This is a genomic window from Amycolatopsis sp. (assembly GCF_036008905.1).
Taxonomy (GTDB): Bacteria; Actinomycetota; Actinomycetes; order Mycobacteriales; family Pseudonocardiaceae; genus Amycolatopsis.
In genome coordinates this window covers 1-14,294 of the sequence record NZ_DASYMU010000194.1, presented here as the reverse complement: position 1 = coordinate 14,294, position 14,294 = coordinate 1, and the positions used below count along the sequence as shown (strand labels likewise).

Annotated in this window: 14 protein-coding genes; 6 read left to right on the top strand and 8 right to left on the bottom strand. The window is 67.0% G+C overall.

Annotation, left to right across the window (positions count from 1 at the left end; translation table 11 throughout):
• Window positions 1-6: 6 nt before the first annotated feature.
• The gene (locus tag VGP60_RS31985) at window positions 7-504 is read right to left on the bottom strand and encodes a GtrA family protein (RefSeq protein WP_327551918.1); all 498 of its coding nucleotides are present in this window, start codon (window positions 502-504) and stop codon (window positions 7-9) included.
• A gap of 90 nt (window positions 505-594) precedes the next feature.
• Between VGP60_RS31985 and VGP60_RS31980 the strand changes: the two genes are divergently transcribed.
• Together VGP60_RS31980 and VGP60_RS31975 are read left to right on the top strand one after the other, a co-directional pair.
• Entirely contained in the window at window positions 595-1,968 is a 1,374-nt protein-coding gene (locus VGP60_RS31980) for an FAD-binding oxidoreductase (RefSeq protein WP_327551884.1), read from the top strand.
• The gene (locus VGP60_RS31975) at window positions 1,965-2,720 is read left to right on the top strand and encodes a decaprenylphospho-beta-D-erythro-pentofuranosid-2-ulose 2-reductase (protein WP_327551883.1); all 756 of its coding nucleotides are present in this window, start codon (window positions 1,965-1,967) and stop codon (window positions 2,718-2,720) included. Before VGP60_RS31980 ends, VGP60_RS31975 begins: the two co-directional genes overlap by 4 nt.
• Window positions 2,721-2,771: 51 nt before the next feature.
• Here VGP60_RS31975 and VGP60_RS31970 read toward each other — a convergent pair whose 3' ends face one another.
• Window positions 2,772-3,671, bottom strand: a complete 900-nt coding sequence (locus tag VGP60_RS31970) for a hypothetical protein (RefSeq protein WP_327551882.1) — start codon at window positions 3,669-3,671, stop codon at window positions 2,772-2,774.
• 150 nt (window positions 3,672-3,821) lie between these two features.
• Here VGP60_RS31970 and VGP60_RS31965 point away from each other — a divergent pair, with 150 nt between their 5' ends.
• Entirely contained in the window at window positions 3,822-4,337 is a 516-nt protein-coding gene (locus tag VGP60_RS31965) for a YceI family protein (RefSeq protein ID WP_327551881.1), read from the top strand.
• 21 nt (window positions 4,338-4,358) lie between these two features.
• On the opposite strand, the gene VGP60_RS31960 is transcribed toward VGP60_RS31965, so the two are convergent.
• The 5 genes from VGP60_RS31960 to glf all read right to left on the bottom strand — a co-directional run bounded on the left by VGP60_RS31960 (window position 4,359) and on the right by glf (window position 9,088).
• Window positions 4,359-5,879 (bottom strand): hypothetical protein, encoded by a 1,521-nt coding sequence (locus tag VGP60_RS31960; RefSeq protein WP_414640438.1) that lies wholly within the window; start codon window positions 5,877-5,879, stop codon window positions 4,359-4,361.
• 53 nt (window positions 5,880-5,932) lie between these two features.
• A complete protein-coding gene (locus tag VGP60_RS31955; protein ID WP_327551879.1) occupies window positions 5,933-6,373 on the bottom strand; it encodes a hypothetical protein in 441 nt (146 codons plus the stop codon).
• A gap of 69 nt (window positions 6,374-6,442) precedes the next feature.
• On the bottom strand, window positions 6,443-7,381 hold the full coding sequence (locus VGP60_RS31950; protein WP_327551878.1) for a decaprenyl-phosphate phosphoribosyltransferase: 939 nt from the start codon (window positions 7,379-7,381) through the stop codon (window positions 6,443-6,445).
• Window positions 7,378-7,872, bottom strand: coding sequence for a phosphatase PAP2 family protein (locus tag VGP60_RS31945; protein WP_327551877.1), 495 nt, complete (start codon window positions 7,870-7,872; stop codon window positions 7,378-7,380). The genes VGP60_RS31950 and VGP60_RS31945 overlap by 4 nt, the downstream gene beginning before the upstream one ends.
• A complete protein-coding gene (gene glf, locus VGP60_RS31940; RefSeq protein ID WP_327551876.1) occupies window positions 7,865-9,088 on the bottom strand; it encodes a UDP-galactopyranose mutase in 1,224 nt (407 codons plus the stop codon). Before glf ends, VGP60_RS31945 begins: the two co-directional genes overlap by 8 nt.
• A 105-nt stretch (window positions 9,089-9,193) precedes the next feature.
• On the opposite strand from glf, the gene VGP60_RS31935 reads away from it, so the two are divergent.
• The gene (locus tag VGP60_RS31935; RefSeq protein WP_327551875.1) at window positions 9,194-11,161 is read left to right on the top strand and encodes a DUF6541 family protein; all 1,968 of its coding nucleotides are present in this window, start codon (window positions 9,194-9,196) and stop codon (window positions 11,159-11,161) included.
• A 204-nt stretch (window positions 11,162-11,365) separates the two neighbouring features.
• On the opposite strand, the gene VGP60_RS31930 is transcribed toward VGP60_RS31935, so the two are convergent.
• Window positions 11,366-12,256, bottom strand: a complete 891-nt coding sequence (locus tag VGP60_RS31930; RefSeq protein WP_327551874.1) for an LLM class flavin-dependent oxidoreductase — start codon at window positions 12,254-12,256, stop codon at window positions 11,366-11,368.
• A gap of 33 nt (window positions 12,257-12,289) precedes the next feature.
• On the opposite strand from VGP60_RS31930, the gene VGP60_RS31925 reads away from it, so the two are divergent.
• Window positions 12,290-13,105, top strand: a complete 816-nt coding sequence (locus tag VGP60_RS31925) for an HAD family hydrolase (RefSeq protein ID WP_327551873.1) — start codon at window positions 12,290-12,292, stop codon at window positions 13,103-13,105.
• A gap of 142 nt (window positions 13,106-13,247) precedes the next feature.
• On the top strand, window positions 13,248-14,273 hold the full coding sequence (locus VGP60_RS31920) for a hypothetical protein (protein ID WP_327551872.1): 1,026 nt from the start codon (window positions 13,248-13,250) through the stop codon (window positions 14,271-14,273).
• Window positions 14,274-14,294 lie beyond the last annotated feature (21 nt).

Below are 14,294 nucleotides of genomic sequence, written 5' to 3'. Positions count from 1 at the left end.
AGATCCTCAGTTCTCCTCTACGATTTTCTCACGCTGGGCTTTTTCACGCGGTGCCGTCTCACGGAAGACAACCCACTTGAGCATGACGAAATTGATCACGGTCGCGGTTGCCTGCGATACGAGCCAACCTAGCGTGGTTTTCCACGACGACTCGGGAAGCAGATGCAGCATCCAGCGATTCATCCCCACCGCGACGAAGAAAGTCACGGTGTAGAGCGCTACGAAACCACCGATCTGACCAGCACCTTTTTGATGCCCGCCAGCGAATGTGAATTTGCGGTTAAGAAAAAACGCGGTCGTCGTTCCGGCGACGAAACTGATCGCCCGTGCGACGTCGACCCACGGTGTCGCGTCCATTCCCAACGCGCGCAGGCCCTGGTAGCTGCCGAAGTCGATAAGCGCGCAGAAACCGCCGATCAACGCGAAGCGGATCAGCTGTCCGAGCAACCCGGGCGCAGACGGCTTTGTACCCGTCACACCGGCCTGTGGGTCCGTCGCCACCACCGCATACCTCATAAAGTTCGGTTCGCTGACATTCAAAGTGTAGAAGCGGTCACCGGAGGGGCCCATATCGGGCGTGGTTACCCTGGTCGCGTGACCCCGAAACCACAGATCGAGCGGCGCACACTCACCGGCTGGGCGCGTACCGCGCCGACCGTCGCGGAGGTGCTGAGCACCACTGACCTCGACGTCATCGCCCGCGCGGTGACCCAGGCCGGCGAGCGCGGCGTCATCGCCCGCGGGCTCGGAAGGTCCTACGGCGACCCCGCGCAGAACGCCGGCGGGCTCGTCGTCGACATGACCGCGCTCAGCAAGATTCACTCTATCGATCCCGACTCCGCCCTCGTGGACGTCGACGCCGGGGTGAGCCTCGACCAGTTGATGCGCGAGGCGCTGCCGTACGGCCTCTGGGTACCGGTGCTGCCGGGAACGCGCCAGGTCACCATCGGTGGCGCGATCGCCAACGACATCCACGGCAAGAACCACCACAGCGCGGGCAGTTTCGGCAACCATGTCGTGTCGATGGAGCTGCTCACCGCCGACGGCAAGGTGCGGACGCTGACGCCCGACGGCCCGGAGTCGGAACTGTTCTGGGCGACCGTCGCCGGGATCGGGCTGACCGGGATCATCCTGCGCGCGAAGATCCGCATGACCCGGACGGAGACGGCCTACTTCAAGGCCGACATCCAGCGCACCGCGAACCTCGACGAGACCCTCGAGCTGGTCACCGACGGCTCCGAGAGCAACTACACCTACTCGTCCGGGTGGTTCGACTCGATGTCCCGCGGCAAGAAGCTCGGCCGCGCGGCGTTCCAGCGCGGCTCGCTGGCCAAGCTGGACGAACTGCCGCCCAAGCTGCGCGCCGACCCGCTCAAGTTCAACCCTGGCCAGCTGGCGACGCTGCCGGACGTCTTCCCGAACGGGCTCGCCAACAAGCTGTCGTTCACCGCGATCGGCGAGCTGTACTACCGCAAGACGGCGAAGAACGCGCGCGACCAGATCCAGAGCCTGACCGCGTTCTACCACCCGCTGGACCTCTTCGGCGAGTGGAACCGCGCCTACGGCTCGAAGGGTTTCCTGCAGTACCAGTTCAGCACTCCGCTGAACGCGCACGAAGAGCTGCGCCGCATCATCCAGAAGGTCGCGGACTCCGGGCACGTGTCGTTCCTGAACGTGTTCAAGGCGATGGGCGAGGGAAACCCGGCGCCGCTGTCGTTCCCGCACCCGGGCTGGATGGTCTGCCTCGACTTCCCGATCAAGGCCGGGCTGAGCGAGTTCTGCCAGGAGCTCGACGACGACGTGCTCGAACTGGGCGGCAGGCTGTACACCGCCAAGGACTCGCGCACCTCGGCCGGAGTGTTCGCGCAGATGTACCCGCGTCTGGACGAATGGCGCAAGATCCGCGCATCCGTTGACCCCGAAGGCGTTTTCGCCTCCGACATGAGCCGAAGGTTGAAACTACTGTGATCGACGCCGTGGGTAATCCCCAGTCCCTGCTGCTGCTCGGCGGCACCTCCGACATCGGGCTGGCCATCGCCGAGAAGTACCTGAGCGAACGTCCACTGAGGATCGTGCTCGCCGCGCGGAAGTCCGAGCGGCTCGACGCGGCCGTGCAGCGGTTGAAGAACGCGGGCGCCGAGGTGTCCACTGTGGACTTCGACGCGAAGAACACCAGCTCGCACCCTGCCGTGATGAACAAGGCGTTCGCCGGTGGCGACATCGACGTCACGGTGGTGGCGTTCGGCCTGCTGGGCGACCCTGAGCAGCTCTGGCAGGACCACGCCAAGGCCGTCGAGCTGGCCACGGTCAACTACACCGCCGCGGTTTCGGTCGGCGTCGCGCTTTCGGAGAAGCTGAAGAAGCAGGGCCACGGTTCGGTGATCGCGCTTTCGTCGGTCGCCGGTGAGCGCGTGCGCCGGTCGAACTTCGTCTACGGCTCCACAAAGGCCGGTTTCGACGGGTTCTACCTCGGCCTCGGCGAGGCGCTGCGGCCGCTCGGCGTGAAGGTCACCGTCGTCCGCCCCGGGCACGTCAAGACCAAGATGACCGAGGGCCTGCCGGACGCCCCGCTCGCGCAGACCGCCGAGCAGGTCGCCGAGATCGCCGTCGACGCCTGCCGAAAGGGCAAGGAGCTCGTCTGGGCCCCGGCGCCGTTCCGGCTCGTGATGTCGGCGCTGCGGCACGTCCCGCGCCCGATCTTCCGCAAGCTCCCGATCTAAGACCACCAAGGCCACCTTGGTCGCGCTCCCAAGGTGGCCTTGGTGGTACCCCTAGTCCCGAGGCGCGGCCAGGTTGAGGAACTCGCCCTGCTCGCGGTCGTAGCGCTGGGTGAGGCCGTTGCCGTAGCGGTCCCACCAGTTCTGGGTGTGGCCGCCCTGGCGGGTCGTGGTGTCGCCGTAGATCTCGCGGTCGTACTCGATCCGCGCGTCCCGGAACTCCTGCTGGAACTCGGCCGACGAGAGTCCCTGCGCGTGGTCGATAGCGGCTTGGCTCAGCGTGGCACTGCGAGTGATGTCGTCGCCGGCCATCTGGTTCAGGATCGCCTGGACACCGCCGACGCCTCGCATATGCGCGCCGGACATGATCGCGGCCTGCGCGCCGGCGTCGGTGAAGTTCAACGCGCCCGCCCGCTGCGCGCTCGCCGTCATGAGCTCGGAAACCACGGCGCGTTCCTCGGCGCTGCCGATGCCGTACTGCTCGCGCGCGGCGATGATCCGGTCGTAACCGTTGTGCATGTTCTGCCGGAACCCGTACGCCTCGGGCACTCCGCCCTGCTCGCCCGTCGCGCCTTCGGAAGCCATGATCGAGTCGACCACCCGCGGGTCGAGCTGGGTCGGGGCCGCCGCCGCGCCGCCACCGGTCGCGCCGTTGCCGCCGAAACCCTGCGCAGCGGCCGTGTCCGCGTCGGTGTAGCCGTCGACGGCGGAGCGCACGTGCTCGTTGATGTCGTTGATCAGCGTGACGAACTTGCCGAGCCCGCCGACGAGCTGCGTCTGCAGTGCCGCGTTCGCCGCGCCGACACTGGAACCGATACCGGCGAACGACATCACGTCGATGACGAGCGATTCGAGATCGCGCACGGTCGACAGCGCGTGGGAACTCAAGCCCTCCACCGTGCCGGCGATCGAACGGACTTCGGCTGGCAGCACTTGGTAGTTTCCGGCGGTCACGACAAACCCCTTTCATACTGCTCCGACACTTCGAGAATTCACCACTTCGACCCGGCGCCAGACGGCCGAAATACCCACTTGGCGAGGCTTCACCGAAAGGGCACCGGCCGCCGGTTATGGTCTCTTCGTCAGGTACGCAGAAGGAGCACCGTGATCGAGCGCGTCACCATCCCACCGGTAGGCCACTACACAATCGATCCGGGACGCTCGAGAATCACCTTTTCCGGCCGTCATCTGTTCGGCCTGGCGCCGGTGCGTGGTGGGTTCGCGGTCAACAGCGGCTGGATCCGCGTCGCCGACCCGCTGACGAAGTCCACCGCCGAAGCCGAAATCGACTCCGCCAGTTTCGACACCGGGAACAGGCAGCGGGACAACGAAATCCGGTCGAAGCGGTTCCTGAACACGCTGCAGTACCCGGTGATCGTCTTCGCCGGCGGGCAGGTCCGGGAGTCCGGCGGGCGGTGGATCCTCGAAGGACTGCTGACCGTCCACGAGGTCTCCAGGACGATTTATCTCGAAATCCAGCGCGCCGCGACGGCGAACGGGATCTTCACCGCCCGCGCCAGCACCCGCATCGACCGGACCGAGTTCGGCATCGACGCGATGGTCGGCCTCAGCGGCAGCACGTTCAACCTGGTCGTGGACATCACCGCGGTGCGGGACTGACTTTCCGGTCCCTCGAAACGATCAACCGTCGAGCGGACGCAGATACAGGTGCTGTGATCCGGTCCATGGCGACGAAATGTCCCAGCTGGCAAGGACTCCTGGCGGCACCTTGTTCCAGGTTTCTTCGAGCACGAGATCCGGCAGGGTGGGCGGGACGGTCTGGTCGAGGAAGCGGAAGTTGGCCTCGATCAGCGCCCGGCCGAGTGGGCCGCTGCGGTTCTTGCTCTCGATGATCGCCGGGGTCAGCGAGCCGCGATCGGAGAAGATGTCGACGATCGCGCATTGGCACGAGTACGCGAGGGCGCCTATCTCACCGGCGCTGCGCACGACCCGCCCGTTCGCCAGCGCGCCGAGTTCCCGGCCGATCTGCTGGTAGCGCTCACTGGAAGCGTGGTTGGTGGTGATCGCGCTGTAGTCGTGCTGCCTGTCCAGCACCACGGAAACCGTGGCACTCCAAGCGATCACGGCTGCTGCGACGGCGAACACACCGACCCGGACGCGCTCGACGACCGAAGCCGAGGCGGCCACGAACACGGTGGCGGCGATAATGCTGGGGCCGTAGTACCAGTGGTAAGGCGGCACGGTGAGCCACACATAGGTCACATAGTGCACCGCGCCGGCGATGGCCAGCACGGCGAACGGCTGCAACCGTTTCGCGCGTTCGGAGCCTTGGCGATACCGGACTGTCCACAGTAGACCGATCAGCGCGCCGGCCACGAGCGGCAGGAAGGACAACATTGTCGCGATGGGGAAATGCCGCCAGTAGACGAGCGGGCCGTTCGTGAAATCCCAAGGGCCCCAGGACTGCTGCAGGGTTTTGATGATCAAGGTGTCCGGCACGGCCGAGCCGAGCACGGTCCAGCTGAACAGGAACCAGGGCACCGTCACCGCGAGCGCGGCGAACGTCGTCCGCCAGATACCGAGCCAGAAATCGCGGCGGGCGAAGAAGATCACCGCGGCGACGACCAGCAGATCGAGCCGGACCAGCGCCAGCAACCCCAGCGCCAAGCCGAATTCGACCGGCCGCCGCTCCACGGAGAACACGAACAGCCACAGCAGGACGGCCGAGCCGAGCGCCAGTTCGAGCCCGATGGACGAGACCAGTAGCGGGTTCACGAGCAGCAGACCGGCGGCGAGCGGCGCGAACCACGACGGCAGCCCGGCCCGCGCACCGAGCCGGCGCAACGCGAACGCGACCGAAACCTGGCACAGCACGAAAAGCACGCCGGCGGCGAGCACCGCGTCACGCACGACGAAGGTCAGCGCCGCGAGGGCCAGCACGTTCAGCGGCGAGGTCGCCGTGTTGGCCGTGCCCTCCTCGATGAGCCCCCAGTGACCGTGGAAGGCGAGGTTTTCCGCGTACGACAACGTGATGTACGCGTCGTCGATGAGATAGCTTCTGACCAGCGCGAAGACCACTGCCGAGGCCACGGCGACCCCGGCGGGCAGCCACCACGCGGCGACCGGCCGCGGTGCACCGATGCTCGCTTTGGATTCAGCGGGGGCCTTGGATTCAGTGGAAGCTAGGCGCATCGCAGCCATAGTACACGGCCGCCGTTACGCTTTTGTTACCAACTGCGAAAGAAGTTCCCAGGTCAGCCCTGAGGACCGCCCCCGCGTCCGGGGTGGTCGAAGCCGCCACGCTGATCATAGTGCTGCGAATATCCGCCCCGGCCGTCACGGGGTCCGTCATGGCCGCCGGGCCCGGCGAGCGCCACCGCGCCACCCACGATGCCACCGCCGATCACCGCGCCGAGCACGCCGACACCGACGAGCTGGACGGCCCGGTTCTTCACCGCGCGGCGCATCCGGCCGGGCTGTGACGGGGGCGGAGGTGGTGGTGCGTAAGGAAACGGCGGCGGGCCCGCCGGAGCCTGCGGAGGCGGCGGCTGCTGGTTGACCACGGTCTCTTCGACCGGCGCGGGCTCGGGTACGGGCTGGGGAACGGTGGGCTGGGCAGCCGTGGCCGGGGGTTCGGAAGGCGGCGGGGTACCGCCGTCTTCCGGCTCCGGTGGGGTGTTCTTCGAATCGGTCATACACCCAGCATCACCGCGATTGCTGTGGCGAAGCTGTGTTCGACCTGTCGATAACCAGTCGGCCCGGCTCTAGAAGTAGAACGACAGGAACAACGTGATGACCCAGCTCGCTCCGAGCACCTGGAGCACCCTGTCGCGCAGCGCGATCTCTTCCGGTTCGCCCGCGTTGCCGCCGTCGACGTCGACGGCGTACCGGAGAACGGCTACCACGAACGGCACCATCGAGACGACGGCCCACACGGAGTTGTCCGAAGTCGCGCGCAACTCGAACGCCCAGAGGCAGTACGACATGATCAGGATCGCCGCGGAAGTCGCCCAGACGAACCGCAGATAGCTCGCCGAGTACTTCTTCAGCGAAGATCGGATCTTCGCCCCTGTCCGCTCGAACAGCATGATTTCGGCGTACCGCTTGCCCGCCACCATGAACAGCGAACCGAACGCCGTCACCAGCAGGAACCAGTTGGACATCGCGATTCCGCCCGCCACACCACCGGCGATCGAGCGCATCAGGAAACCGGAACCAACGATCGCCAGGTCCACCACCGGCTGGTGCTTGAGCCCCAGGCAGTACGCGAGCTGCACGGCTTCGTAGACACCGAGCACGATCGCCAGTTGCGGGCTCGCGAAGAACGAGATCCCGAGACCGGCGGCGAAGAACACCACCGCCGCGGCATAGGCGAGCTTCACCGGCACGATCCCGGCCGCGATCGGCCGGTTCCGCTTGGTGGGGTGCACCTTGTCGGCCTCGACGTCGATCGCGTCGTTGATGAGGTAGACCGACGACGCGACGAGCGAGAAGGCCACGAACGCGATCAGCGCCGAGATCAGCAGGCCGACACGATCCGTGGACTTCGAAAACACGAAGAAAGGCGCCGCGAAGACGAGGACGTTCTTCACCCATTGGCGGGGGCGGGCCGTCTTCAGCACACCTCGGGCGACCCGCAGCGGCCCGTTCTTCGGTGCCGGCGTGGTCACCTCTTCGGCCCGCTCATCGGTCGTTTCACTCATCGTCGCTTCAGCTTCCGTCGGATCAGGCCTCCCACGAGGCCGCCCAGTGCGGCGCCCGCCAACACGTCGGTCGGGTAGTGCACGCCCAGCACGAGCCTCGAAGCCAGCATCGGTGGCACCAGGGCCGGGACCAGATTACGCCCGGTCAATCCGGAGTAGAGCACCGCCGCCGCCGTGGTCGAAGTGGCGTGCGAAGACGGGAAGCTCAACTTGCTCGGAGTGTCGACCAGCACCTTCACACTCGGGTCGTCCGGGCGCGGCCGCCGCACGACCCGCTTCACCGCGATCGACGCGGCATGCGCGCCGACCACACCGAACGAAGCGATCAGCCATTCGCGGCGACGGGGCTTGTCCACCGCGGCGCCGATCAGGCCCGCGGCGAACCAGCCCGCGCTGTGCTCACCGAAGTGCGAGAGCCCTCGCGCGGCCTTCACTGTCGAAGGCCGCGCGATGGCACCCTGCACCTTGGAAAGAACCGCGATCTCACGCATCAAGCGACCCGTCGAGGGGGGCGCCGTCGGTGAGATGCGGGGCGATCTTGTTGTCGAACACCGACAGCGCCGACCCGATGGCCATGTGCATGTCGAGGTACTTGTATGTGCCGAGCCTGCCGCCGAAGAGCACGTTGTGCTCGCGTGCTTCGGCCTTCGCCAGTTCCCGGTACCGCTCGAGCTTCTCGCGGTCTTCCGAGGTGTTGATCGGGTAGTACGGCTCGTCGTCTTCCTTCGCGAAACGCGAGAACTCCCGGACGATGACCGTCTTGTCCTTCGGGTAGTCGCGCTCCGGGTGGAAGTGCCGGAACTCGTGGATCCGCGTGTACGGGACCTCTTCGTCGTTGTAGTTCATGACCGGCGTGCCCTGGAAATCGCCGGTCGCGACGACCTCGCGCTCGAAGTCGAGCGTGCGCCAGCCGAGGCGGCCTTCGGAGTACTCGAAGTAGTGGTCGAGCGGGCCGGTGTAGACCGTCGGCGTGCCGGCGGGGATGTGTGCCCGGACGTCGAAGTAGTCGACGTCGGTGCGGACCTCGATGTTCGGGTGGTCGGCCATCTTCTCCAGCCACGCGGTGTAGCCGTCGACCGGCAGGCCCTCGTAGGTGTCGTTGAAGTACCGGTTGGTGAAGTCGTAACGCACCGGCAGCCGGTTGATGATCGACGCCGCGAGCTCCTTCGGGTCGGTCTGCCACTGCTTCGCGGTGTAGCCCTTGACGAAGGCCTCATAGAGCGGGCGCCCGACGAGCGAGATGCCCTTTTCCTCGAGGTTCTGCGCTTTGGCGGTGTCGAACTCGGCGGCCTGCTCGGCGATCAGCGCACGCGCCTCGTCGGGCGTGTGCGACTTGCCGAAGAACTGGTTGATCAGCGCCAGGTTCATCGGGAACGAATAGACCTGGTCGGCGACCTTCGCGAAGACGCGGTGCTGGTAGCCGGTGAACTCGGTGAACTGGTTCACGTAGTCCCAGACCCGCTTGTTCGAGGTGTGGAACAGGTGCGCGCCGTAGCGGTGCACCTCGATACCGGTCTCGGGCTCGGCCTCGGAGTACGCGTTGCCACCGATGTGGCCGCGCCGCTCCAGCACGAGAACCTTCTTGTCGAGCTGCGTGGCAGCCCGTTCGGCGATGGTCAGACCGAAGAATCCGGAGCCAACTACGATCAGGTCGTAGCCGGTGAAATCGTCTTCAGTAATCTTGGCGGGGTTCGTGTGCGCGCTCACGGGCGCTCAGGGTACGCAGGTACCCGCCGCGGTCCGCACAGACCTTGACATAGTGACGCACAGTGACTATGTCCAAACGCCTGAACCGACCAACCTTAGGAAGCAGTGCCTACACCGGACACGTTCTGGACCTACCTCGGCGCGATCAGTATTTACCTGGTCGTGCTGGCGGTCCCTGGCGGCCTCATCGGGGTCGCCGCCGGTCTGCGCGGCTGGTCGCTCGCCGGGCTCGCCCCCCTGCTCACCTACACCGTCACCGGGCTCGCCGGGCCGTGGCTGCACCTGATGGGCCTGCCGTACAACGTCGGCACAGCCGCCGCCTGCACGGTCGTGCTGGCCGGCGCCGCCTTCGGGTTGCGCCGCCTCGGGCAGAGCCGCGGCTGGGTGTCGACCGAGCCCGACAAGCCGCCGGTGCGGTGGACCCGGCGCGCCCATATCGCCGTGGCCGCCTGTGTCGTGCTGGCCACCGTGCTTTCGGTGACGGTGGTGCTCTCGGCGTCCGGCGGCGCGAGCGCGGTCTTCCAGCGCTGGGACACCGTCTTCCACGCCAACGGCATCCGCTACATCGCCGAGACCGGTGACGGCGGCCTGACCGGCATGGGCACCATCAACTGGTATCCGGAAGGCTCGTTCTACCCGAACGCGTATCACCTGGTCGGGGCCCTCGTTTACTCACTGTCGGGGGCGACCATCCCGGCCGTGCTCAACGCCATCACGGTGCCGATCGCCGGGATCTTCGCGCTTTCGCTGGTCGCGATGATCCGCCAGTTCGGCGGGCGCGCGGTGTTCGCCGGCGCGGCCGCGATCGTGGCCGGCGCCGCCACCACGGGCGCGTACGAGTCGGTGTCGAGCGGGCTGCTGCCGTTCGCGCTGGGCATCGTGCTCACGCCACTGGCCGCGGTGGCCCTGCAGCGGTTCCTGATTCGCCCTGGGGTGGACACCGGGACCGTGCTCGCGCTGTCTGCGGTCGGGTTGCTCGCGGCGCATTCGAGCGCGCTGTTCGGCGCGATGCTTTTCGCGTTCCCGCTGGTCATCCAGCGCTGGCTGCGGCGCGAGGGCAAGCCGCTCGGCGACGTCCTGCGGATGCTGCCGGTGATGCTCGTGAGCGCGCTGATAGCCGCGCCGCACATCCTCGGCGCGATCACCTTCACCTCCGGCGCGTACCCGTACCAGGCGTGGGCGTCGAGCATCGAGCTGTCCGAAGCGATCAACCAGCTGATCAAGTTCCGGCAGATCCTCAGCGACCCGCAGCTCTGGCTGGCCGCGCTGCTCGTCCTCGGGCTGCTGAGCTTCCGCACGCTCGGCGCGATGCGCTGGGTCGCGGGGTCCGCGCTGCTGCTGTCGGCCATCTTCATCCTGGTCGCCTGTTACGGCGGACTGTCCTGGGTGATCACCTTCTCCCGGCCGTGGTGGAACGACAAGTACCGGCTGATGGCGCTCGCCGCGATCCCGCTGTGCCTGCTCGCCGGGCACGGGCTCGCCGAGCTCCAGCGCTGGTTCGCGAAAGCCGTGTCGAGCTGGAGCTGGCTGCAGGCCAAGCCCCGGATACCCGGCCGCATCGGGCTGGTGACGGCGATGCTGCTCGTCGTCGGGATGGCCGTGGTCACGCAGGGCTTCTACACGCAGGCGAACGCCAAGGCCGTCGCGTACGCCTATCACGACGGGCCGCAGCAGCCGGACCGTCAGCCGCCGGTGAGCGCGGACGAGGTCACCGCGATGCTGGTGCTGCAGAAGATGGGCGTCGGGCCGGACGAGAAGGTCCTCAACGACCGTATCGACGGCTCCGCGTGGCTCTACGCCATCACCGGCATCCGGCCGGTCGCCGGGCACTACGACCCGGGCGTACCGCCGAAGGACGCCGTGTACCTGGCCGCGAACTTCCGGAACTACGACACCGATCCCGAAGTCCGCGCGGCGGTGCGGCGGCTCAACATCCACCACGTCCTGCTCGGCAACGGCGCCATCAAGCCACAGCTGCGGCGGGCGATCGGCCTGCGCGACCTCGACGGGCTCGACTTCCTGCGGCGGGACTACGCCAACCCGCACGCGGTGATCTACACGATCGTCAAGTAGCTCGGGCGCTCAATCGGGCATGAAAAAGGCCTCGTGGTAGGCCGCCCCTGCCGTCCCACGAGGCCTTTCTCGGTCCCCCATTCACCCCCGGGGTGAACCTTGGGCGGGGGTTTGCACCCCGCTTCACGTTTGTGCCCGTGTATTACAGACGACGTCTGTAGTGGGTAATCGGTTTCCCGTGATCTTGCTTATCACCCGATCGGACTAGTGGCCCGCCTGAAGTCCGGGGAGCACGTCACTGGCGACCTTCTCCAGAACCAGTTCGCGGCCTTCGTACTCGCCGTGCGAACGCGGCCAATGCGTCACGATGTCGGTGAAACCGAGCTCCCCGGCCCGGCCGGCGGCGTCGGTGAACGCGTCGACGCTGGCGAGCGAGAACACCGGCGCGGCGTCGAGGCTCAGGTACCGGAGGATGCTCGCGGGGTCGCGACCGGTCAGTTCGAGCTTCTCGTCGAAGATCTTGCTGAGCTCCGCGACGCTGTTCCACCACTCGTCGAGCGTCTCGGACTTGCGGCCCGTGGTGGCCCAGGCGGCGCCGAAGCGGGCGGCGAGCGTCATCGTGCGCGGGCCGTTCGCGGCGACCAGGAAGGGCAGTCTCGGGCGCTGCACGGAGCCCGGCAGGTTGCGGGCGCCGCGGGTCTTGAAGTACTCGCCGTCGAAGTCGAACTTGTCGGTCATGAGCAGCCCGTCGAGCGCCACGACGAACTCGGTGAACCTGTCCGTGCGCTCCTTGGCCGACGGATCGGGCTCGCCGAACACGAGCGCGTCATAGCTCGTCCCGCCCGCGCCGGCGCCGATACCCAGGATGAAACGGCCGTCGGAGATGTCGTCCAGGGTGATGAGCTCACGCATGAACGGCAGCGGATGCCGGAAGTTCGGGGACGCGACGAAGGTGCCGAGTGCGATGCGGGAGGTCACCATCGCAGCGGCCGTCAACGTCGGCACCGCGCTGAACCACGGCCCGTCGACCAGGCTCCGCCAGCCGAGATGATCATAGGTCCAGGCGTGGTCGAAGCCGTACTCCTCGGCTGCCTTCCACTTCGGCTCGGCGGCCCACCAACGGTCTTCGGGAAGAATCACAATGCCTACGCGCACCTGACCAGGTTAGGGGTCAGGAAGAATGGGCTTGTGGAGAAGCCCCAGTTGATCGCGTCGGACGTTGACGGCACCCTGCTCAGCACCCTCGAGGAAATCACCCCGCGCACCAAGTCCGTCATCCGCCGGGCCACCGAAGCCGGCGTTCCGTTCGTCCTGGTCAGCGGTCGGCCGCCGCGCTGGATCCCGCCGGTCGCCCGGGCCGCCGGGCTCAGCGGCTACGCGGTCTGCGCGAACGGCGCGATCCTCTACGACATCGCGCTCGACGAGGTCGTCGCCGTTCACGGCCTGCTCGACCCGCTCCTGCTGCACGACGTCGCCACCGCGCTGGAGACCGCGCTCCCCGGCTGCCGCCTCGCCGCCGAACGCATCGGCACCTGCGCCGTCGACCCGGACGTCACGAACTTCGCCATCGAGCCCGACTACCACAACCCCTGGGGCGACGGCGAAGGCAAGACCAGCCCGCGCGCCGAAGTCCTCGGGCATCCCGCGGTGAAACTGCTGGTCAGCATGCGCGGCATGAGCTCCGACGAGATGGCCACCGCCGCCCGCTCGGTCCTCGATGGCACCGTCGACATCACCTACTCGGCGAACTTCGGGCTGATCGAGGTCGCCGCCCACGGCGTCACGAAGGCGACCGGGCTCGCCGAGGTCGCCGAGCGGTACGGCGTCGCCCCGGCCCGCACGATCGCGTTCGGGGACATGCCCAACGACCTGGAGATGCTGCGGTGGGCAGGCCACGGCGTCGCCATGGCCAACGCCCACCCCGCCCTGCTGGACGTCGCCGACGAGGTGACCGGCCCGAACTCCGAAGACGGCGTCGCCCAAGTCCTCGAACGCTGGTTCTGACCCAGCGTGGCTCGTGAGTGCGTAACAGTGTTAGAACACTGTTACGCACTCACGACCCCCAACGGCAGCTGCGCCCGGGCAGTTGTCCACAGCCGCTTCAGTTGTCCACAGATTTGCGTATGGGTCACCATCGGCGCAGTTTGTGACGCATCGTCGACGGGTGCCTACTTACAGTCGGTGGTCAGAGGCCACCATCGCCGAAGACCAGCGTCCTAGCTGGCAATGCCTACTCGCGGAACAAGCCGGTGTAGTCAGCGTCGCGCAACTGCGGGCTTACGGACACACCGCGGACGACATCGCTGCCAACGTCAAGGCCGGGCGTTGGGGCCATGTTCTGTCTCGCATCTACTCGACCTTCACCGGAGACCTGCCGCGCCAATCGAAGATCCACGCGGCGCTTCTCTACGGCGGCGCAGAAGCGACTCTCAGCCACCACACAGCCGCCGAGGAATGGCGAATGATTCCCATCGCGGAGAGACCGGTCGAGATCACTGTCCCCTATACGAGTTCCGCGGTGTCCCAGCTGCCGCTTGTCGTCGTTCACCGGTCACGCGCGTTGCGGTACACGAGGTTGGGCACTGTCCCGCCTCGAACCAAGAGGACCGACACGATCGTCGATCTGGCGGTATCCCAGGAAACCCGCCAAGCAGCGCTGAACCTGGTCGTCGACCTTGTCAGTCAGTCCGCTGTCTCGGTGTCCGCGATGATGGAATGCGTTCGGGACCGGCCGCCGTTTCGCTACCGGCCGACCATCGACCAGGCACTGTCGCTCGTGCGAACCGGGTTGATGTCCACGCTCGAAGTCGAGTACCAGCAACAGGTCGAGCGTGCGCACGGACTCCCGTCCGGCGACAAGCAGACGCCGTTCATAGTGGACGGTAAGACACTCTGGGAAGACGTCACCTATGACGGTTGCGGCGCCGAAGTGACAGTTCGACTCGATGGCCGAGCCACCCACAGCGTCGCAGGTGTCGCCTTCCGAGACCGAAGACGCGACAACGCCGCTGAACTGGCCGGGCGATCACGTCTCGTCTACGGCTGGCACGAAGTCCACAACGACCCCTGTGCCGTGGCACGAGAGGTGCGCGCGGTTCTGACGCGGCGCGGTGCCGTGCTGCCCGGCCCGCACACACCTTGCCCAGCGTGCGTGGGGGTCGTGAGTGCGTAACAGTGTTAGAACACTGTTACG